We start from the raw sequence: 18,823 nt of genomic DNA on the forward strand, positions 1-18,823 counted from the left end.
AGCATCCTTCGGTCATATGAGTTAAATTGATTATAACCCTGCAAAGCTTAATGCGAAAGGAGGCGGCTGGATGAAGTTTGGGCAGCACACCCTAGGCGTGGTAGTAGCGTCTGATCCCTTCCATTGTCCGGCCCATATTGAGCAGCAGCATGTCGGCCGTGACGAGGGCGGCCATCGCCTCGCAGACAACCGAACCGCGGATGGCGACGCAGGGGTCGTGGCGCCCCTTGAGGGCGAAATCGACCTCTTCGCCTCCGGTCGTGGTCGTGTGCTGTTCGCGGAAAATCGAAGGGGTCGGCTTGAAGTAGACGTTGAGGCGGACTTCGTCGCCGTTACTGATCCCGCCGAGGATCCCGCCGCTGTGGTTGGATTCGAACCCGCTGTTGCGGAGCGGGTCGTTGTTCTCGGAGCCGTGCAGGCGCGCGCCGAGCAGCCCGTCGCCGATCTCGACGGCTTTGACGGCGTTGATGCCCATCATGGCGTCGGCCAGGACGGCGTCAAGCTTGTAGTAGAGCGGTTCGCCGAGGCCGACGGGGAGGTTGTCGATGCGGACCTGCGCGACCCCGCCGACGGAGTCGTGGTCGTTCTTGGCGAGCAGGATCGCGTCTTTTTGCGCCTGCTCCACGCTGGGATCGAGGGCGTAGATCTCGCTGCCGGCGACGTGGTCAAAGTCGAAGGTGCTCGCGGCGATCCCCGCGATCTCGCTGATGCCGCTTTTGACGGTGATACCGACCTCGCGCAGCATCAGTTTTGCAACGGCCCCCGCCGCGACGCGGGCCGCCGTTTCGCGCGCACTGGAGCGTCCGCCCCCGCGGTAGTCGCGGATGCCGTACTTGTGCCAGTAGGTGTAGTCGGCATGGCCGGGGCGGAAGACGTCCTTGATATTGGTGTAGTCTTTGGATTTCTGGTTGGTGTTGTAGATCACCATGGCAATCGGCGTGCCGGTGCTTTTGCCCTCGAAGACCCCGCTGAGGATCTCGACGGTGTCGTCCTCTTTGCGGGCGGTGGCGTAGGCGTTCTGGCCCGGCTTGCGGCGGTCGAGCTCGCGCTGGATGTAGGCCTCGTCGATCGTCAGTCCTGCGGGGACGCCGTCAACGACACAGCCGATCGCCTTGCCGTGGGATTCGCCGAAGGTGGTAAAACTGAAACGGATGCCGAAACGGTTCATGAAAGCTCCTCTTTGAGTCGGGCAATGGTCTGTTGGGCCGCCTCCTGCTGGGCGGTCTTTTTGCTTTTGCCGCTCGCCTTGGCGTACTCTTTGCCGTCGATGAGGATGGCGATGGTGAACTCTTTTTTATGGTCAGGCCCGCTGCTGCCTACCAGGCGGTACTCCGGGGTGATGCCGAAGTGCGCCTGGGTCAGCTCCTGCAGCGCGGTCTTGTGGTCTTTGAAAAGGGTGTCGAGGGAGATCTCTTTGTAGACGCTCTCGAGCAGGGTGGTGGCGATCGTCTTCACCGGGGCGAGGCCCGCTTCGAGGTAGATGGCGCCGATGACCGCTTCGAAGGCGTTGGAGAGCAGGGAGGGTTTAGTGCGCCCGCCGTTGTTCTCTTCGGCGTTGGAGAGGAAGATCGCCTCGCCCAGTTTGATATGCTCGGCCAGGCGGGCGAACCCCTCTTCATTGACGAGCGACGCCCGCATTTTGGAGAGCTTGCCCTCGTCGTGCTTGGGGAACTGCTCGAAGAGGTATTCGCCGACGATGAGGTCGAGGACGGCGTCGCCCAGGAACTCGAGGCGTTCGTTGTTGTAGGGCTGCTTGAAGCTCTTGTGTGTCAGGGCCTCGCGCAGCAGTTGTTTGTTGTCGAAGGTGTAGCCGAGCGTCTGCTCAATGCGCGCCATCTGATCCATGCTTATCCTCTTTTCATCTTCTCGGCGACGCCCCGGGCGAGGGTGTCGCAGCGTTCGTTCTCCGGATGGCCGTCGTGGCCCCGGACCCAGGTCGCTTTGATACGGTGGGGGGCACTGGCGGCGATATAGTCGCGCCAGAGGTCGGGGTTCTTCACCTTGGCGAAGTCGCGTTTGATCCAGTTCTGCAGCCACTCGTTGATCCCCTTGACGACGTAGGAGGAGTCCGAGACGATCTCCACTTCGCAGGGCTCTTTGAGGGCTTTAAGCCCTTCGATGACGCCGCGCAGCTCCATCCGGTTGTTGGTCGTATGGGGTTCGCCGCCGCTGAGCTCGCGCTCCTTGTCGCCGAAACGCAGGATGGTGCCGTAGCCGCCGGGGCCGGGGTTGCCCAGGGCCGAACCGTCACTGAACAGGGTGATATGCTTCATACTTCGTAAGCCCTTTCCGCACGTTCCGCCGGGGCGAAATCCGCTACGGCTTTGCCCAGCAGCGGTTCGGTGACGACGGAATCGATCGTATGGCAGTTCGGGCAGCGGTGGAACGGAAAAGGGAAGATCTGCTTGCAGTGGCCGCACAGGTATTCAAACTGCAGGGTCGCCCCGCTTTGGCCGCTTTGGCGAAGTTTGATCAAAACATCCAGTTCGAATTCGGAACTGTTCTGAGCAAGATTCACGCTTCCTCTGGCGCTATACAGCTGCCGCAAATAGCCATCACGTGAAATTATATCCAAATTCAGGTGCTCCTCGGGTAAATGCCACAGGATATCGGCGATCGCGCGGCCGGCGGAGAGGTCCAGGGTCGCCCAGGCCAGTTCCGGGTCGTGGCGGAACAGGAATTCAAAGGTCAGGTAGGTGAGGGTGTGGTGCTCGCGGTACGCCTCGGCGAGGCGGGAACACTTCGCCGCCGTATCGGTTGTGGTGTCTTGCAGCAGGCTGACGGTCTCCAGGTAGCGGCGGTCGCCGGCGATGTCGCTGCCCAGTTCGTCGAGGGGTTCGAGCACCTGCAGGGCTTTCTCATAGGCCCGGAGCCGCTCGTAGGTGAAGAGCAGCAGTTTCAGGGCCTGCGGCGTGCGGGGAAAGCGGCCCAGGATCTTGAGCAGGATCGTTTCGCACCGCTCCAGGAATCCGGCCTTGAAATAGGTCTGGGCGAGCAGCAGCAGCAGTTCGCGGCGGCGGTGGGGTTCGTGCTGCATCTCCAGGAGACTGCGGTAGATGGCGACGGCCTGTTCAAAGTCGCCGTTTTGCACATAGGTCTGGGCGACGAGCAGCCATGATTTTTGCGAAACGGCGCTGCTGCCGATCTCGCGGTGCAGTTCCGTCTGGGAGGGGGGCTTGTTAAACGAGCGCAGGAAGCGTTCGAGGTAGCGGTGATCCTCCTTGCTGCGCAGCCGTCCCCACCAGTAGCTCACAAAGGCGATAATGAAGATCAGCGCGACGAAAACGATGATGCCGAAAAGCGGGTCGCGGAATTCGATAAAGAGGCTGTTCACTTCGGCTCCTGTCGCACTGCCTTGGGGGTCCTTGGATTGCAGCCATTATAGCGCTTTTGAACTTTTCGGAGAAAGTGAGATAAAAATGTGACGAAAAAAACCGATAAAATATTGACATTACTTCGCCAAAAAGGGTAAAATGACGTTGAAACTGGAGAATGCGAAAGGTTTATACGTCAATGATATTCAGTTATATCCGTGCCGACAGCCACTTTCACGGTGTCTACGAACAGCTGAAAGTGATCAGTGCCTATGCCAAGAAACATGATCTGGTGATCGAAGACGAGATGGTCGATCAGCTCTCGCAGAACAGCCGTCTCAGCGAACGCGACGAGGCTGTGCGCTTTATGCGCCAGCCCGAGCACCTGGGGGGTACGTTGCTGGTCTATGACCTGTGGGTGCTCAGCAGTAATATAGAGGATGTCGTGCAGATGCTCAGCTGTCTGCTCAAAAACGGCATTGAACTCCACCTGATCAAACCTTCAATCGTTTTGAATGGTCGAAGTGATATTATCGTCGCAATGGGGCTGGTCGACCAGCTGCGCCAGACGATACAGTCGGTGGAGAAGAAGGTGATCGGCCGCCCGAAAGGGAGCCGCTCCTCTTCGAAGTTCGACCCCCACCTCGAGGTGATCATCGCATCGCTCCGGGAGGGAAAGAGTGTCAGCGAGATCGCCAGAGTTCTGAACGTCAGCCGGAGCTCCCTGAAAGATTACATCGAATCGCGGGAGCTCAAAGAGGTGGCGATGGGCAGCAGTTTTTTGGAAAACGTGGACAACGCCGAAGCAAGTATCATCGAAACGATCGAATGTCCGCCAGTCAATGAAAAGGAGTAAACAGTGAGTCAGGCAGAAGTCTCAGGCCAGGCCGGATCGGCCAAGGTCAGCAAAAAAGAGTATTTAAAAGGGTGGGTCTCCTACCGCGTGAAACGCTACTGGTTTTTCGTGGGGATGACCATCGTGTCACTGGTCCTGCCGTGGATCACGATCAACGGCAACCATATCTTCCTGTTGAGCTTCGACAAGCTCAAACTGCACCTGGCCTTTGTCCAGTTCGATATGCAGGAGATGTACCTCATGCCGTTCATTCTAATGATCCTTTTTATCGGAATCTTCGGGATGACGGTACTGGGCGGCCGCGTCTTCTGCGGCTGGGTCTGTCCGCAGACGATCTTCCGCGTCATCTACCGCGACCTGATCGAAACGAAGATCCTGAAACTGCGGAAGCGGATCAAGAACAAGCAAAAAGAGCCTGACTGGAGCAAACCGGAGAACAAGGCAAAGCGTGTGGTCGCCATCGCGATGTGGACGGCGCTTTCCCTGCTGGCAACGGCGAACTTCCTCTGGTACTTCGTTCCGCCGGAGGACTTCTTCCCGTATATGATGAACGCGGGTGACCACCTGATCCTCGTCGGGATCCTGCTGATCACGACCCTTTTCCTGGTCGTCGACGTCGTTTGGTTCAAAGAGAACTGGTGTGTCTACGTCTGTCCTTATTCCCGTATCCAGTCGGTCCTGTACGATGAAGACACGGTGATGGCGATCTACGATCCGCACCGCGGGGGTGAGATCTATGACGAGGAGAAACACAAGCAGTACACCAAGCAGAAGGACCTCCAGGCGGTGGAACCGGCGGCGGAGTGTACGACCTGCGAAAGCTGTGTGACCGTCTGTCCGACCCACATCGATATCCGCCAGGGACTGCAGCTCGAGTGTATCAACTGCCTGGAGTGCGTCGATGCCTGTACCGAGGTGATGGGTGCCCTGGGCAAACCGTCGCTGGTGCGCTGGTCGAGCGAGAAAGAGGTGCTGTTCCAGCAGGGTAAAACCAACTACCTGCGTCCGAAGATCATCGGGTATGCCGTTGTTCTGGTGATCATCATGGTGGTCCTCGGTATGATGGGGAGCAAGAAAGAGCATATGCTGCTCAACATCAATAAAGAGAACCGCCTCTACGCGATCGAAAAGACGCCGGAAGGCAAAACGATGGTCGAGAACGATTACATCTTCCTGCTGCAGAATACGCAGGACAAGGACCATAAGTTCTACTTCGATATCGAAGCGCCGAAGGGTATGGAAGGCAAGATCAAAATTCTCAAGCCGAGCAAACCGTTCACCGTCCGTCCGGGCGTGAAGAAGAAGAAAATCGTCCGCCTCTATACGACAGAGGAGCTGGTCAAGGATGAGCGTAAAGATACGGTCCTGCCGATCAAGATCCACGCTTACGCCATTGACGAGAAAGAGAAGATCGCCGTTGACCGCGAGTCTACGTTCATCTTCCCGCGCTACGACAAATACCAGGCGGCGGAATAACATTCCCTCCCGCCTTATCGCGCGGCGCCCGGCGCCGCGTTCTTTAACGGATCCGTTCCGTTTCCTCCCTTTGACGGCCGCCCGAACTGCTGAACCCCGGGCGGGTTCCGTTATCCCTTATCTGTTAATTTAAAGCATACGATTTTCTTCTATTTTTCGGTCATGATGATTACATGCTGCATGGGAATGTATCTCAAAAGCGAGACGGCTGTCAAAGCCTGTTGATGCGGCAGCGATGATGCAGAGGTGTCTCGTGTGTCAGAAGCGGGGCGGGCAGTGTGAAGCGTAAGCGGAAAAGGGGCACCCGGCGGGGTGCCGAGGGCAGAAGGGAGATGCCGTTTAGACGATAACGGCCTCTTTGTCGCCCGGTTCGATTTCGCCGATGAGGTAACCGTCGGTCGCGTCGAGCACGGCGTTGACGTCGTCGGGACGGACGACGAGGACCATACCGACACCCATGTTGAAGGCACGGAACATCTCGTCGCGCGCAACGTGCTCGCTCATCAGTTCAAAGATCGGCAGGACGCGGACGTCGTCGCCTTTGATGACGGCGCGCAGCCCCTCGGGCAGAACGCGCGGCAGGTTCTCGACGAGGCCGCCGCCGGTGATGTGCGCCATCGCCTGGATCTTCGGTTTGAGCTGCTTAAAGGTCTTGACGTAGATGCGTGTCGGCGCGAGCAGGGCGTCGATCAGCGGTGCACCGTTGAAGTCGTCGTCGAATGTCATCCCCATCTTTTCAAACAGGACCTTGCGTGCCAGGGAGAAGCCGTTGGAGTGCAGGCCGGAACTCGGCAGGGCGATCAGCTTGTCGCCCGCACGGACGTTGGCGGGGGTGTCGAGCTCGCTTTTCTCCGCGACGCCGACGGCAAAGCCGGCGAGGTCGTAGTCATCTTTGGAGTACATGCCCGGCATCTCCGCCGTTTCACCGCCGATCAGGGCACATTCGGCCTGGCGGCACCCTTCGGCGATCCCGCTGACGACGGCGGTGGCGACATCGACCTCGAGTTTGCCCGTGGCATAGTAGTCGAGGAAGAAGGTCGGTGTGCCGAAGTTGCAGATAAGGTCATTGACGCACATCGCAACGAGGTCGATGCCGACCGTGTCGTGCTTGCCGGAGTCGATGGCCAGTTTCAGCTTGGTGCCGACCCCGTCGGTCGCGGCGAGGAGCACGGGTTCTTTGTAGCCTGCAGGCATCTCGAAGGCGCCGGCAAAAGAGCCGATCCCGCCCAAAACACCGGGGATACGGGTCGACTTGACCAGGGGTTTGATGTTCTCGACGAAACTGTTCCCGGCGTCGATATCGACACCGGCGTCTTTGTAGCTGATTTGACTCATAGATCGCTCCAGATGATTGTTAATGGAAGTATAGCGAAGGTGGGGTTAGGATAGGGTTTGGCAGGGGGTTTCAGCGCAGATGCGTTATGCTTCGCCTACACGTTCGGCGCGCCCAAAGCTTGACCGGAAAGAAGTTGGGATTTTCTTCATTCCGGTTTAAATGTAAGATGCTAAAATCGCGCCACTTTCGGCACAAGGGCGGTCCAAATTAAAGCCCTTAACGCCCCAAGGAATTGAGAAAATGAGAGAGTTTGTCTACCCTGAAATGATGGTACACGTCCCGATGTGTACCCACAAGGCGCCCCAGAATGTTCTGGTGATCAGCGATGCGCCCGAACGCCTTCAGACGGAAGTGGCGCGCCACGAGGGCGCCGTTGTCGTCCATGCTCCGGCCAGCCTTGACGCGCTGCGCGAAGTCGCCGACGGCAGTGTCGACGTCGTCATCTGCGAAGCGGATGTCGATGCGGCGGTTGCCGGACACATCAACCGCGTCCTCAGCGAAGAGGGGGTCGTTTCCATGCGCCACGCTTCCCTCGAGGAGGTCCAGGCCAATACGGTGCTGCTCGGTGTGCTGAGCAACTATTTCAAGGTGATCATGCCTTACCGCCTCGCCAATGAAGAGACCCTGCTGCTGGCCAGCAAGGGCAATCACCCGACGGCGGACATCAACCTCCACCGCGCCGACATGCTCGACGGGCTGGAGTACTACAACACCGATATCCACCCGGCCGCGTTCGCGATGCCGAACTACATCCGCAAGACCTACCTCGGGATCATCCGCAACTAAATGGCCTTCATTATGAGGACGCCGAAGGAGCAAAGCCCCTCCGGCTACGCTGACGCTTTGTCCGCCTCGGCGGCGGGCCCGCACCCCAAGGGTACTTCCTTCGGGGCGCGCGCAGTTGAACCGCGCTATTCAGATTTATCATTAGCGCAGGGGGAACATTAGATCATGGCGTTTAAATATGCGATCGCACTGACCGGGGGGATCGCGACGGGCAAGAGTACCGTCGCCTCCCTGCTGGCCCTGCACGGCCTGCGGGTCATCGATGCCGATGCGATCGCGCACAGACTCCTGGACGAGCACAGCGGATGGGTCGCCGAGACTTTCGGCGCGCAGTACGTTCAGAACGGAAAGGTCCTGCGCAGCGAGCTGGGCAAAGTAATCTTTTCCGATCCCGATGCCAAAGCGACTCTTGAAGCTTTCCTGCACCCCAAGATCCGTCAGGCGATCGAGGAGGAGAGCGAGCGGCAGGATGCATTCAAGTTCCCCTACCTTATTGATATCCCGCTCTACTTTGAGACGCAGGCCTATCCCATCGCGGACGCAGTCGTCGTCTATACCCCCAAGGCGACGCAGCTGCAGCGGTTCATGAAACGCAACGGCTTCGATGAAGCCGAGGCGCTGCGCCGCATCGAGTCCCAGATGGACATCGAGGAGAAGAAAAAGCGCGCGACCTGGGTCATCGACAACAGCGGCAACCTCAAGCACCTCCAGGCTGAGTGCGAGGCCTTTGTCGACATGATCAAAGCAAAATATAAAGGGCACCTTTAGAAACTCTGCGCGGTTTCAGCGTCACAGAAAACAGTCATAATCAAGGCGGCGCTTTGAAGGCCTAGCCGGAGCTAGGTCGAAAAGTAGGTAACGCAGAGGATGGCTTTTTTCTGTGGCGCCCTGCGGGAGGTCTTTGGAAGCACGATCTTTCCTCCGTTTTCGTCTTGACTTGGCTTGAGCCAGGTCTGCGCCGAAGACAAAGAAAATCTCATGCTTCCAAAAACCTCTGAAATCCGTGCAGAGTTTCTAAAGGTGCCCTAAATAAGCTTTCAACCAATACCCACTACACTTCCATACTGATTATTTCCAAAAGGCATAAACGATGATGATCGCCAAATACAGCGCGAGCGGTAACGACTTTGTTCTCTTTCACAGCTTTATCGCAAGAGACCGCTCCGAACTGGCACGCACCCTCTGCGACCGCCAGAGCGGTGTCGGCGCCGACGGCCTGATCGTCCTTGTGCCGCACGCGGAGTACGATTTTGAGTGGCAGTTCTACAACAGCGACGGCTCGACGGCGGAGATGTGCGGCAACGGCAGCCGTGCCTGTGGACACTACGCCTACAGCAACGGCCTGGCACCGGCGAACATGACCTTCCTGACGGAAGCGGGTGTTATCGGCGCAGAAGTAGAGGGCGACATGGTGCAGAGTGACCTGACCCCACCGAAGATTCTGCGTGACGACATCGTTGCAGGCGGCAAGAAGTGGTGGCTGCTCGATACGGGTGTGCCCCACCTCGTCACCTTCGATGCCGATATGGATAACTTCGACCTTGCAGAGGCGCGTGCGCTGCGCTTTGAACACAACGCCAACGTCAACATCGCCTCTGTCGACAGCGACGGTTCCATCCGGGTGCGGACCTATGAGCGCGGCGTCGAGGATGAAACGCTTGCCTGCGGGACGGGGATGGCGGCCTGTTTCTACCGCGCCAACCGCGAAGGGCTCGTCGGCGACAAGGCGGAGGTCTACCCCAAAAGCGGGGAGACGCTCTACCTTGGGCTGGAAGAGGGGACGATTACCTTCAAAGGGCTCGTGAAGAAGACGTTTGAGACGGTTTTAGACGTTAAATAGTTTTTTTGTTCCCTTTCTTCTTTGCTCGCACAAAGAAGAAACCGAACCCGAAAGAAGAAAATGCGAAAGGCTGCCGCTTTCGGGACATTCCATTCCTTGGTGATCCTACTGACACGCTAATGACCGTTTCGGACTTGACAGAAGAAGCGGAACCAGACATCCTGCACTTAGCACTTAGCACTTAGCACTTAGCACTTAGCAGCAGCGCTGCCGCTTAGAGGCCTGCGGCCTCCATGCTTTTCGCCTGGGCGTCGGCGATGAGGGGGTCGATGATCTCGTCGAAGAGACCGCCGGTCATGATCTCGTTGAGGCGGTAGAGCGTCAGGTTGATGCGGTGGTCCGAGATGCGGTTCTGCGGGTAGTTGTAGGTGCGGATGCGGCCGCTGCGGTCGCCGGTCCCGACCTGTTCCTTGCGCGCGGCACCCTCTGCTTCCTGGGCACGCTGCTGCTCGATCTCGAAGAGGCGCGCCTGCAGGACCTTCATCGCTTTCTCTTTATTCTTGTGCTGTGATTTCTGGTCCTGGTTGGTGACGACGATGCCGGTGGGCAGGTGGGTGATACGCACCGCGGAGTCGGTCGTATTGACCGACTGGCCGCCGCAGCCGCTGGAGCGCATGACGTCGATCTTGAGATCGTTCGGGTCGATCTTGACGTCGACGTCGTCCGCTTCGGGCATGACGGCCACGGTGATGGCGGAGGTGTGGACGCGCCCCTGGGACTCCGTTGCCGGGACCCGCTGTACGCGGTGGGTCCCCCCTTCGAACTTCAGACGGCTGTAGACCTTCTCGCCCTTGATCAGGGCCGTGATCTCCTTGTAGCCGCCCATGTCGGAGGGGCTGGAGCTGATCAGTTCGATCTTCCACCCTTTGACTTCGGCGTAGCGGGTATAGGCGGTGAAGAGGTCGCCGACAAAGATGGCGGCTTCGTCCCCGCCGGTGCCCGCGCGCATCTCCAGGATGATATTGCGGTCGTCATTGGGGTCCGTCGGCAGCAGGAGGACCTTGATCTCCTCCTCCATCACGGGTACCTGTGGTTCGAGGGTTTTGAGCTCCTCTTTGGCCAGCTCTCCCAGTTCGTCATCGTACACAAGGGACTTGTTCTCTTCGATGTCCACGAGCAGCTGTTTGTAGGCCTTGGCCGTATCGACGATGTCTTGCAGGGAGGATTGCTCTTTGGAGAGCGCGGTCATCCGTTTGACGTCGTTGGCGATGTCGGGACTGCTGAGCAGTTCGCTGAGCTCGTTGTAGCGGTCGATAAAAGGGGTCAGTTTGTCAGAAAGCATTCATACTCCCAGTATGTGAAGAACATTCAGTATTCATGTAATGTCTAGGATGAAAATAGGGGGAGATTAAGCGCGGTTTATCTGCGCGCGCCCCGAAGGAAGTCTCCTTGGGGTGCGGGCCCGCCGCCGACAAGCCTTAAAAGGCAGTGCACGTGAGGCACTACATGCCGAATCGCAGGCGAACCCAGTGTTAACGTAGACAACGGGGCTTTTGCTCCGTTGGCGTACTACAGGCTGTTTACAGCTTTTTGCAGGCGGCTGACTTTGCGGGAAGCTGTCTCTTTTTTCAGGATCCCTTTCGTGACGAACTTGTGGATCTGCTGGTTAGCGACAGTCATAGCGGCAGATGCTGCTTCTTTGTTGCCTTCATCGATCGCTGTGCGGACAGCTTTGACGATGTTTTTCAGACGCGTGCGGTAGAATCTGTTACGTTCCGTACGTTTTTCAGTTTGGCGGATACGTTTCATTGATGACTTATGGTTTGCCATAGTCTTTATCCTTCTGGAAAAAATTTTAGGGTAGAATACTACCTTAAAAATAATTAAATTTAAGTTAAACTTTAGTGTATTTACCGCTTTCAGGGCGATGAGAAGGGTAGAAATGAAATTATTCGGGACCGATGGCGTACGTGGTGAGGCGGGAACCTTCCTCACGGCGGAGCTGGCGATGCGCACAGCGATGGCGGCGGGGATCTATTTTAAAAAGAGCTCCAAAACGAAGAAGATCCTGCTGGGCAAAGATACACGCCGCAGCGGCTATATGATCGAAAATGCCATTGTCAGCGGCCTGACCGCCGTCGGCTATGACGTCGTACAGATCGGGCCGATGCCCACACCGGCCATCGCCTTCCTGACCGAGAACATGCGTTGCGACGCGGGTATTATGATCTCGGCGAGCCACAACTCCTTCGAAGACAACGGCATCAAGCTCTTCGACGCCCACGGCAACAAATTCTCCGAAGAGGTCGAAGCGCAGATCGAAGCCATCTACCGGGACGACGTGCAGATCGCCAAGGCGCAGGTGACGGGGCGCGCCATCGGCTCGGCGAAGCGGATCGACGACGTCATCGGCCGCTACATCGTCCAGCTCAAGAACTCCTTCCCCAGCGCGCTCAGCCTGCAGGGGATGCGCATCGTCCTCGATACCGCCAACGGTGCGGGCTACAAGGTCGGTCCGACGGTCCTCGAGGAGCTGGGGGCGGAAGTGATCGTCCTGCACAACGGCCCGGACGGTTTCAATATCAACGAGGGGTGCGGCGCGCTGCACCCCAAAGATGTCCAGAAAGCGGTCAAGCAGTACCGTGCGGATATCGGTTTCGCCCTCGACGGCGACGCGGACCGCCTGGTCGTGGTGGATGAAAAGGGCGAAGTGGTCGACGGGGATCAGCTGCTCGGCTCGCTGGGGCTTTTCATGCACAAGTACGGTCTGCTCAAGGGTGAGGGGATCGTGGCGACGGTGATGAGCAACCAGGCCCTTGAAGACGCGATGACCGCGGCGGGGCTGAAACTTCACCGCTGCGGGGTCGGGGACAAGTACGTGCTGGAGACGATGCGCGAACACGGCATCAACTTCGGCGGCGAACAGAGCGGGCACGTCATTATGCACGATTTCGCCAAGACCGGGGACGGCCTGGTGACGGCACTGCAGGTCCTGGCGATGGTGCTGATGACCGATGCCAAGGCCTCCACGGCGCTGCGCCCCTTCGAACTCTATCCGCAGAGCCTTGTGAACCTCAATGTCAAAACGAAAAAGCCGCTGGAAAGCATCGAGGGACTTCCGGAGGTGTTGAAGGGGATCGAGGCCGCGGGAATGCGCCATCTTATCCGCTACAGCGGGACGGAGAACAAGCTGCGCCTGCTGCTCGAAGCGCGGGACCGCGAAGCGATGACCGCGGAGATGGAGCGTCTCAGCGACTTTTTCAGGCATGCCCTCAATGATTAGGGGCGTGCTCGCACTCTTCCTGGCCCTGGCCGGGATCTTCATTATTGATCAAAATATCAAGGCGCTCTTCCTGGACGGCTACCGTTTCTACAGTGACTGTATCGACCTGACCCTCGTTTATAACAAAGGGGTCGCCTTTTCGATGTTCGCGTTTCTGGAGGAGTGGCTCAAGTGGCTGCAGCTGCTGCTGATCGCCGGGGTGCTCGTCTATGTGCTGCGGCTGAAAAAATTCTGTTATATGCTCCCGGTCGGTATTTTGCTGGGGGCGGGACTCTCCAACGTCTATGACCGTTTCGTTCACCCGGGGGTCGTGGATTACGTCTACTGGCACTGCGGCTTTGACTTCGCCGTTTTCAATTTTGCCGACGTGATGATCGATGTGGCGGTGCTGTGGCTGCTGCTGCTCAATCTCAAGCCGCACTGGTGCCGGGGGACGGAAGCACACTGATATTGCATTTGGGCCTGCCCTGTGCTATAATTCCGCCAGCGCTGAAGGCACCGCGGTGTCCTCAACGCTCTCCTTTAGACCTGTGCAATGTGCAGGCGAGGCACTGGGTCAGGATGGGAACATAGCAGCCCACCTTTTCTGTGCATGTGCCGCAGGTATCTGGAGGAGAGTTCCTCATTACTTCTTTTTATCCAAACCACCGAAAAAACTGTTTATGAAACGTTATTGATGCTGTGCGATCATGTTTGTTGATGGTATTGAGCCCTTCCCGCTACAATGCTTTCAGACAGATCGAACACAAGGAGTGTATGATGAGAACGTATAAGTTGGCGGCCATGCTGCTCGGCGCGGCCCTGTTGACGGGGATCGGCGCGACGTCGGCCTTTGCAAAGTGCGATGGCGAAAAAATGGAAACACCGGCAACCAAGTGCAGCGGTGAGAAAAAAGCGAAGATGAATACCAAGTGCAACGGCGAGAAAAAAGCGAACATGAACGCCAAGTGCAACGGTGAGAAGAAAGAAGAGAAACCCAAAGGCAAATGCGGCCAGGGTAAATGCGGCGGGTGACCCCGCAGCAGTGAGTTTCGTACAGGAAAGGAGCCGCCATGCAATGCCAGCTTTCCAACCTATGTAAAATCGTCGAACCGGCCGTGGAAAAGCTCCAAAGCGTCTCGCTGCTTTTCGTGCGTCTCATTCTCGCGTACGGGTTTTACGAACCGGCGAAGATGAAGTGGAGCGACATCGGATCGGTCGCCGAGTGGTTCGGCTCCATGGGGCTCCCCCTGCCGACCCTGCAGGCCTATCTGGCGGCAACGACGGAAGCGTCGGGTGTCGTACTGCTGACACTGGGGCTGTTCACGCGGCTGATCACCATTCCGCTGATGGTCGTGATGCTGGTGGCCATCACCCTGGTGCACCTGCCCAACGGTTTCCAGTCGGGCAACAACGGGTTTGAAATCCCGCTGTACTACTTTATTATGCTTTTCGTCCTGCTGACGCACGGCGCCGGTACCCTCTCCTTCGACCGGCTGCTGTTCAAAAGCAAAGAGGCCTGATCCCTTCCGGGCCTCTGCACCTTTCCCTTATTAATCTTCCCGGTATTTCGAGATCCCGCACGGCTGGTTCGGCGAGGGCGGATGCGCTTCGAGGTATTCAAGGTCCTCGAGGGTCTGTTTGAGGACTTTCTGCTGCTGCAGCAGCGGCAGCATGGCGTTGTCTTTCTGGGTCAGGTTGAGCTTCATGTCCATCAGGATCGCCTGCACCTCTTTGTCAAGGTCGGCCAGGGCGTTTTTTACGTGTTCGATCGGTTTCATGGCGCGATTATAGCCAAAGGGCGTTGGACGAAAGCCTTTGGTTTTTGGCTAATGCAGCCGTTTCAGTGGACGAGTTCGACGCCGAAAAGCCCGTACAGAAGACCGCTGGCGATCAGGTAGACTCCGAAGGGTTTGAAACTGTAGCGCGAAACGACGGCGAGGAAGGTTTTGACGGCGATCCAGCCGACGATGAAAGCGACGACGAAGCCAATGCCCAGGGCGCCGAAGTGCTCAAACGAGAGTGCCGAGTACTCTTTGAGCAGCGTATAGCCCGAAGCAGCACCCATCGTCGGGATGGCGAGGAGGAACGAAAAGGCCATCGCCGTGTCCCGCGACAGCCCGCCGAGCATCCCGCCGAGGATCGTCATCCCCGAGCGCGAGACCCCGGGTACGAGGGCGAAGACCTGGAAGAGACCGACGGTGATGGCCTGTTTCATGCTGACCCCCTCGAGGTCTTTGACGGCGTGCGCCTTGGGCTTGTAGGCGAACTCGACCGCGAGGAAGGCGATCCCCGTGAGGATCATCAGGGCGACGGTGGAGTTGGCGGCGAACATCGCTTCGATCTGTTTGTGAAAGAGCAGGCCGACGGCGCCCGTCGGGATGAAGGCGGCGATGAGTTTGATCCAGAGCGCAGTGCTCTGCATGAGCCGTTCGCGGTAGATCAGCATCACCGAGAAGATCGGGGCGATCTGAATAATGATCTCGAAGGCGGTCAGGAAGGTGTCCTGCTTGAGACCGAGCATCTGTCCGGCGAGGTAGAGATGGGCGGTGGAGGAGACGGGGAGATACTCGGTGATCCCCTCGACGATGCCGAGGATGATGGCGTCAAAAACGGTCATAAAACAGGTCCCGGAAAAAGATGCGTCATTGTACCTTTTCGGCCCGAAATCCAACCTTGAGAGACCCTTAAATGAACATACAGTATAATACGCGGCTTGAAAAAGGCGGTGCAAACCCGCCTTGCTGCATATGCAAATCACTTAAGGAAAAAAAGCATGCTGCTCTTTACCCCCGGTCCTACCCCTGTTCCGGAATCCGTCCGCAAAGCGATGGCGGAGGAGACGATCCATCACCGCACACCGGAGTTCGAAGCGATCTTCGAACGGGCACGTAAAGCGCTCTTCGGCCTGATGAAGACCGATGAGGTCGTGATGCTGGCCTCGACGGGGACCGGTGCGATGGAAGCGGCCGTTACCAACCTTTGCCGTGATACCCTGCTGAACATCAACGCCGGTAAATTCGGCGAGCGTTTCGGCAAGATCGCCGAGGCGCACGGGCTGCAAAGCGTCCAGCTGACCTACGAATGGGACACGCCCTCAACCCCCGAGGATGTCCTTAACGCCCTGCAGGAGAATCCGCGTATCGACGCCATCGCCATTCAGATCAGCGAGAGTGCCGGCGGCCTGCGCCACCCGGTCGAAGCGATCGCCGCGGCCGTTAAAGGGGTACGCCCGGATGTCATGATCATTGCCGACGGCATTACCGCCGTCGGCGTCGAGGCGATCGACGTCACGCACATTGATGCCCTGCTGGCGGGGAGCCAGAAAGCGCTGATGCTGCCGCCGGGCCTGGCGGTCATCGGTCTGAGCAATGCCGCGGTCGAGAAGATCGGTGCGGGCAAAGGGTACTACTTCAACCTGGCGACGGAGATCAAGAAACAGCGGACCAATACGACGGCATGGACGGCGGCGACGACGCTCGTCATCGGCCTGGAGGCCGTGCTGGCGGAGATCGAGGCCAAGGGGCTCGAGACGCTGTACGACGAAACGGCCCGCCGCGGTGCCGCGACACGGGCCGCCTTCGAAGCGGTCGGCCTGCACATCTACCCCAAAGCGCCTGCGGCGTCCATGACGACCGTAGACGATGCGAACGCCAACGAGATCCGCGCCCTGCTGAAAAAAGAGTTCGACGTCAATGTGGCCGGCGGGCAGGACCACCTCAAGGGCAAGATCTTCCGTGTCAACCACATGGGGCTGATCAAGCCGTTCGAGGCCGCCTGGGTCGTCAACGCCGTCGAGGTCGCCCTCGACAAGCTCGGCCGCCGCAGCTACGACGGGACGGCAAGCCGCATCTTCAACGAAACCTATTTCGGGCTGACGGTATGATCTTCGCCCACGAGATCCCCGAAGGGAGCAAGCTCTATTTCGGCGACAGTGCCCGCCGCAAGCGTGAGATCGAGCAGATCGCCAGCAGTGTGCTCTACGCCGACGGGTTCGAAGAGATCGTCGTCCCGCTCTTCTCGCACCACCAGCACGAGAGTATCCCCGATACCAAAGAGCTGATCCGCCTGGGCGACCGTGATAACCACCGCATGAGCCTGCGTGCCGATACGACCATCGACGTCGTGCGTATCATCTCCAAACGCCTCGGGCGCAATACGGACCACCGCAAGTGGTTCTACATCCAGCCGGTCTACCGCTACCCGTCGCAGGAGCAATACCAGGTCGGTGCCGAGGTGATCGGCGAGGCGGACCTCTCCATCGCGCTGACGCGCTGCCTGGAGATCTTCGAGCGCCTGGAGACGCAGCCGCTGCTGCAGATCTCCAACATCAACATCCCGAAGATCCTGAGCCGCCTGCTCGACATTCCGATGGACGATTTCCGCCACATCCGGATCGAGAACCTGCTGGCACGGGGGATCGACTGGCTGACAAAGCTCGTCTACCTCGAGGACCCCTCCGAGATCGACGCGGTCCTGCCGCTGGTGCCGGAGGAGCTCCGCGTCGAGCTGCTGAAGATGAAAGAGCTCAGCCTGAGCGTGCCCTACGCCAATACGGTCGTCGCGCCGCTTTACTATGCGAAGATGCTCTATTACGACGAGCTCTACTTCCGCGTGATCGCGGACAATGACGTCTATGCCAGAGGCGGACGCTATAAAAACGAAGATGTGACCAGTGTCGGCTTCGCCATCGCTACCGATGTGCTGCTTGAAGCCGGCGTGTAAAGGAAAAGAGATATGAAAAAAGCAGATTTGATCGTCGGTATCCAGTGGGGCGATGAAGGCAAAGGGAAGATCGTTGACCTTCTCGCGCAGAAATATGACGCCGTCGCGCGTTACCAGGGCGGGCACAATGCCGGCCATACCATCTGGGTCGACGGGACCAAATATGCCCTCCACCTGATCCCCTCCGGTGTCCTGAACCCCGAAGCGATCAACATTATCGGCAACGGCGTCGTCGTTTCGCCGGCGGCACTGATCAAAGAGATGAAGCAGTTCGACAAGCTCGAAGGGCGTCTCTTTGTGAGCGAATCCGCGCATATGATCCTCGGTTTCCACGAGGAGATCGACCAGGCCAAAGAGCGCCTGCGCGGCAAGAAGGCGATCGGCACGACCGGCCGCGGCATCGGGCCTGCCTACAGCGAAAAGATCGCCCGCGCCGGTTTCCGCCTCGGCGAGCTGCGCGATATCGACGCCCTGGTCGCCCGCGTCCTCGAGTACTTCGAGCAAAACGGCGCCATCTACAGCGCCATGGGCATCGAGGCACCGGATGCTGCGGCACTGAAAGCGGAGCTTGAAGGCTTTGCCGCGGCACTGCTCCCGTACCTGGCCAACACGACACAGATGGTCTGGGAACTGCTGAAAAAAGATCAGAACGTGCTGCTCGAAGGGGCGCAGGGGACGATGCTCGACATCGACCACGGGACCTATCCCTATGTCACAAGCTCCTCGACGATCGCGGCGGGTGCCTGTATCGGCCTGGGAATCAGCCCGAAAGATATCGGCAAGGTGACGGGGATCGTCAAAGCCTACTGCACCCGCGTCGGTAACGGTCCTTTCCCGACGGAAGATTTCGGTACCGACGGCGACAAACTGCGCGAGCAGGGGCACGAATTCGGTACGACGACGGGCCGCCCGCGCCGCTGCGGCTGGTTTGACGCCATTGCGACGAAGTTCGCCAGTCGCATCAACGGCTGTGACGAGTTGGCCATCATGAAACTCGACGTGCTCGACGGTTTCGACGAAGTCAAGGTCTGCGTCGGCTATGAAGTCGACGGCGAGGTCATCGACTACATGCCGCTGGACCTCGAAGCGGCCACACCGGTCTACAAGAGCTTCCCGGGCTGGGAGCGGACCGAAGGCGTGCGCGAATGGGACGCGCTGCCGGAAACGGCCAAAGCCTACCTCAGCGAGATCGAAAAACTGACCGAGACGAAGATCGGTATGGTCTCCACCTCCCCCGACCGCAACGATACGATCATCCGTTAGAAGAGATAGCTCTAACGGAGTCGGT

At 58.4% G+C, this 18,823-nt stretch carries 21 protein-coding genes and 1 other RNA gene; 13 read left to right on the forward strand and 9 right to left on the reverse strand.

Annotation, left to right across the window (positions count from 1 at the left end; translation table 11 throughout):
* Positions 1 to 91 precede the first annotated feature (91 nt).
* The 4 genes from aroC to ACXWTF_RS01450 are packed head-to-tail and all read right to left on the reverse strand — an operon-like array spanning position 92 to position 3,334.
* Positions 92 to 1,168, reverse strand: coding sequence for a chorismate synthase (gene aroC, locus ACXWTF_RS01435; protein ID WP_461713260.1), 1,077 nt, complete (start codon positions 1,166 to 1,168; stop codon positions 92 to 94).
* On the reverse strand, positions 1,165 to 1,845 hold the full coding sequence (gene rnc / locus ACXWTF_RS01440; RefSeq protein ID WP_461713261.1) for a ribonuclease III: 681 nt from the start codon (positions 1,843 to 1,845) through the stop codon (positions 1,165 to 1,167). The genes aroC and rnc overlap by 4 nt, the downstream gene beginning before the upstream one ends.
* A gap of 2 nt (positions 1,846 to 1,847) precedes the next feature.
* Positions 1,848 to 2,273, reverse strand: coding sequence for a ribonuclease HI (rnhA, locus tag ACXWTF_RS01445; RefSeq protein ID WP_461713262.1), 426 nt, complete (start codon positions 2,271 to 2,273; stop codon positions 1,848 to 1,850).
* On the reverse strand, positions 2,270 to 3,334 hold the full coding sequence (locus ACXWTF_RS01450) for a tetratricopeptide repeat protein (RefSeq protein WP_461713263.1): 1,065 nt from the start codon (positions 3,332 to 3,334) through the stop codon (positions 2,270 to 2,272). The genes rnhA and ACXWTF_RS01450 overlap by 4 nt, the downstream gene beginning before the upstream one ends.
* 179 nt (positions 3,335 to 3,513) lie before the next feature.
* Here ACXWTF_RS01450 and ACXWTF_RS01455 point away from each other — a divergent pair, with 179 nt between their 5' ends.
* Together ACXWTF_RS01455 and ccoG are read left to right on the forward strand one after the other, a co-directional pair.
* On the forward strand, positions 3,514 to 4,170 hold the full coding sequence (locus ACXWTF_RS01455; RefSeq protein WP_461713264.1) for a recombinase family protein: 657 nt from the start codon (positions 3,514 to 3,516) through the stop codon (positions 4,168 to 4,170).
* Positions 4,171 to 4,173: 3 nt separating this feature from the next.
* Positions 4,174 to 5,646, forward strand: coding sequence for a cytochrome c oxidase accessory protein CcoG (gene ccoG / locus ACXWTF_RS01460; protein ID WP_461713265.1), 1,473 nt, complete (start codon positions 4,174 to 4,176; stop codon positions 5,644 to 5,646).
* Positions 5,647 to 5,985: 339 nt separating this feature from the next.
* On the opposite strand, the gene purM is transcribed toward ccoG, so the two are convergent.
* Positions 5,986 to 6,981: a phosphoribosylformylglycinamidine cyclo-ligase gene (gene purM / locus ACXWTF_RS01465; RefSeq protein ID WP_461713266.1), complete on the reverse strand. Its 996-nt coding sequence runs from the start codon at positions 6,979 to 6,981 to the stop codon at positions 5,986 to 5,988.
* A gap of 241 nt (positions 6,982 to 7,222) precedes the next feature.
* Between purM and ACXWTF_RS01470 the strand changes: the two genes are divergently transcribed.
* From ACXWTF_RS01470 to dapF, 3 genes are all read left to right on the forward strand, one after another.
* Positions 7,223 to 7,768: a spermine/spermidine synthase domain-containing protein gene (locus tag ACXWTF_RS01470; RefSeq protein ID WP_461713267.1), complete on the forward strand. Its 546-nt coding sequence runs from the start codon at positions 7,223 to 7,225 to the stop codon at positions 7,766 to 7,768.
* Positions 7,769 to 7,933: 165 nt separating this feature from the next.
* A complete protein-coding gene (gene coaE / locus ACXWTF_RS01475) occupies positions 7,934 to 8,536 on the forward strand; it encodes a dephospho-CoA kinase (RefSeq protein ID WP_461713268.1) in 603 nt (200 codons plus the stop codon).
* Positions 8,537 to 8,858: 322 nt separating this feature from the next.
* Positions 8,859 to 9,608 (forward strand): diaminopimelate epimerase, encoded by a 750-nt coding sequence (gene dapF / locus ACXWTF_RS01480; RefSeq protein ID WP_461713269.1) that lies wholly within the window; start codon positions 8,859 to 8,861, stop codon positions 9,606 to 9,608.
* 214 nt (positions 9,609 to 9,822) lie between these two features.
* Here dapF and prfA read toward each other — a convergent pair whose 3' ends face one another.
* Both prfA and rpsT read right to left on the reverse strand, forming a co-directional pair.
* Positions 9,823 to 10,890, reverse strand: a complete 1,068-nt coding sequence (gene prfA / locus ACXWTF_RS01485; RefSeq protein ID WP_461713270.1) for a peptide chain release factor 1 — start codon at positions 10,888 to 10,890, stop codon at positions 9,823 to 9,825.
* A 227-nt stretch (positions 10,891 to 11,117) separates the two neighbouring features.
* Positions 11,118 to 11,378: a 30S ribosomal protein S20 gene (rpsT, locus tag ACXWTF_RS01490; protein ID WP_461713271.1), complete on the reverse strand. Its 261-nt coding sequence runs from the start codon at positions 11,376 to 11,378 to the stop codon at positions 11,118 to 11,120.
* 112 nt (positions 11,379 to 11,490) lie between these two features.
* Here rpsT and glmM point away from each other — a divergent pair, with 112 nt between their 5' ends.
* The 5 genes from glmM (at position 11,491) to ACXWTF_RS01515 (ending at position 14,333) form a co-directional block, all read left to right on the forward strand.
* Positions 11,491 to 12,831, forward strand: a complete 1,341-nt coding sequence (gene glmM / locus ACXWTF_RS01495) for a phosphoglucosamine mutase (protein ID WP_461713272.1) — start codon at positions 11,491 to 11,493, stop codon at positions 12,829 to 12,831.
* Positions 12,824 to 13,279, forward strand: coding sequence for a signal peptidase II (gene lspA, locus ACXWTF_RS01500; protein WP_461713273.1), 456 nt, complete (start codon positions 12,824 to 12,826; stop codon positions 13,277 to 13,279). Before glmM ends, lspA begins: the two co-directional genes overlap by 8 nt.
* A gap of 71 nt (positions 13,280 to 13,350) precedes the next feature.
* Positions 13,351 to 13,448: signal recognition particle sRNA small type (gene ffs / locus ACXWTF_RS01505), an RNA gene on the forward strand.
* Between the two features lie 142 nt (positions 13,449 to 13,590).
* Positions 13,591 to 13,845, forward strand: a complete 255-nt coding sequence (locus tag ACXWTF_RS01510) for a hypothetical protein (protein ID WP_461713274.1) — start codon at positions 13,591 to 13,593, stop codon at positions 13,843 to 13,845.
* Positions 13,846 to 13,883: 38 nt separating this feature from the next.
* Positions 13,884 to 14,333, forward strand: coding sequence for an HvfX family Cu-binding RiPP maturation protein (locus tag ACXWTF_RS01515; protein WP_461713275.1), 450 nt, complete (start codon positions 13,884 to 13,886; stop codon positions 14,331 to 14,333).
* A gap of 30 nt (positions 14,334 to 14,363) precedes the next feature.
* On the opposite strand, the gene ACXWTF_RS01520 is transcribed toward ACXWTF_RS01515, so the two are convergent.
* Both ACXWTF_RS01520 and ACXWTF_RS01525 read right to left on the reverse strand, forming a co-directional pair.
* A complete protein-coding gene (locus tag ACXWTF_RS01520) occupies positions 14,364 to 14,591 on the reverse strand; it encodes a hypothetical protein (protein ID WP_461713276.1) in 228 nt (75 codons plus the stop codon).
* A 62-nt stretch (positions 14,592 to 14,653) separates the two neighbouring features.
* Complete coding sequence (locus ACXWTF_RS01525) at positions 14,654 to 15,430, reverse strand: undecaprenyl-diphosphate phosphatase (protein ID WP_461713277.1); 777 nt, start codon at positions 15,428 to 15,430, stop codon at positions 14,654 to 14,656.
* A 156-nt stretch (positions 15,431 to 15,586) separates the two neighbouring features.
* On the opposite strand from ACXWTF_RS01525, the gene ACXWTF_RS01530 reads away from it, so the two are divergent.
* Genes ACXWTF_RS01530 through ACXWTF_RS01540 form a run of 3 tightly spaced genes read left to right on the forward strand, consistent with a single transcriptional unit; the run spans position 15,587 to position 18,798 of the window.
* Positions 15,587 to 16,696, forward strand: coding sequence for a pyridoxal-phosphate-dependent aminotransferase family protein (locus ACXWTF_RS01530; RefSeq protein ID WP_461713278.1), 1,110 nt, complete (start codon positions 15,587 to 15,589; stop codon positions 16,694 to 16,696).
* On the forward strand, positions 16,693 to 17,535 hold the full coding sequence (locus tag ACXWTF_RS01535; protein ID WP_461713279.1) for an ATP phosphoribosyltransferase regulatory subunit: 843 nt from the start codon (positions 16,693 to 16,695) through the stop codon (positions 17,533 to 17,535). The genes ACXWTF_RS01530 and ACXWTF_RS01535 overlap by 4 nt, the downstream gene beginning before the upstream one ends.
* Positions 17,536 to 17,547: 12 nt before the next feature.
* Positions 17,548 to 18,798, forward strand: coding sequence for an adenylosuccinate synthase (locus ACXWTF_RS01540; RefSeq protein WP_461713280.1), 1,251 nt, complete (start codon positions 17,548 to 17,550; stop codon positions 18,796 to 18,798).
* Positions 18,799 to 18,823 lie beyond the last annotated feature (25 nt).

The sequence above is a fragment of the Thiomicrolovo sp. ZZH C-3 genome, from assembly GCF_054862725.1.

Bases quoted from the DNA above. Each gene is read 5' to 3' on its own strand.
- aroC (WP_461713260.1), bottom strand. From the start codon at position 1,168: ATGAACCGTTTCGGCATCCGTTTCAGTTTTACCACCTTCGGCGAATCC.
- ACXWTF_RS01510 (WP_461713274.1), top strand. From the start codon at position 13,591: ATGAGAACGTATAAGTTGGCGGCCATGCTGCTCGGCGCGGCCCTGTTG.
- ACXWTF_RS01535 (WP_461713279.1), top strand. From the start codon at position 16,693: ATGATCTTCGCCCACGAGATCCCCGAAGGGAGCAAGCTCTATTTCGGC.
- coaE (WP_461713268.1), top strand. From the start codon at position 7,934: ATGGCGTTTAAATATGCGATCGCACTGACCGGGGGGATCGCGACGGGC.
- ACXWTF_RS01515 (WP_461713275.1), top strand. From the start codon at position 13,884: ATGCAATGCCAGCTTTCCAACCTATGTAAAATCGTCGAACCGGCCGTG.
- ACXWTF_RS01520 (WP_461713276.1), bottom strand. From the start codon at position 14,591: ATGAAACCGATCGAACACGTAAAAAACGCCCTGGCCGACCTTGACAAA.
- glmM (WP_461713272.1), top strand. From the start codon at position 11,491: ATGAAATTATTCGGGACCGATGGCGTACGTGGTGAGGCGGGAACCTTC.
- prfA (WP_461713270.1), bottom strand. From the start codon at position 10,890: ATGCTTTCTGACAAACTGACCCCTTTTATCGACCGCTACAACGAGCTC.
- ACXWTF_RS01530 (WP_461713278.1), top strand. From the start codon at position 15,587: ATGCTGCTCTTTACCCCCGGTCCTACCCCTGTTCCGGAATCCGTCCGC.
- ACXWTF_RS01540 (WP_461713280.1), top strand. From the start codon at position 17,548: ATGAAAAAAGCAGATTTGATCGTCGGTATCCAGTGGGGCGATGAAGGC.
- dapF (WP_461713269.1), top strand. From the start codon at position 8,859: ATGATGATCGCCAAATACAGCGCGAGCGGTAACGACTTTGTTCTCTTT.
- purM (WP_461713266.1), bottom strand. From the start codon at position 6,981: ATGAGTCAAATCAGCTACAAAGACGCCGGTGTCGATATCGACGCCGGG.
- ACXWTF_RS01470 (WP_461713267.1), top strand. From the start codon at position 7,223: ATGAGAGAGTTTGTCTACCCTGAAATGATGGTACACGTCCCGATGTGT.
- ACXWTF_RS01455 (WP_461713264.1), top strand. From the start codon at position 3,514: ATGATATTCAGTTATATCCGTGCCGACAGCCACTTTCACGGTGTCTAC.
- rpsT (WP_461713271.1), bottom strand. From the start codon at position 11,378: ATGGCAAACCATAAGTCATCAATGAAACGTATCCGCCAAACTGAAAAA.
- rnc (WP_461713261.1), bottom strand. From the start codon at position 1,845: ATGGATCAGATGGCGCGCATTGAGCAGACGCTCGGCTACACCTTCGAC.
- rnhA (WP_461713262.1), bottom strand. From the start codon at position 2,273: ATGAAGCATATCACCCTGTTCAGTGACGGTTCGGCCCTGGGCAACCCC.
- lspA (WP_461713273.1), top strand. From the start codon at position 12,824: ATGATTAGGGGCGTGCTCGCACTCTTCCTGGCCCTGGCCGGGATCTTC.
- ACXWTF_RS01525 (WP_461713277.1), bottom strand. From the start codon at position 15,430: ATGACCGTTTTTGACGCCATCATCCTCGGCATCGTCGAGGGGATCACC.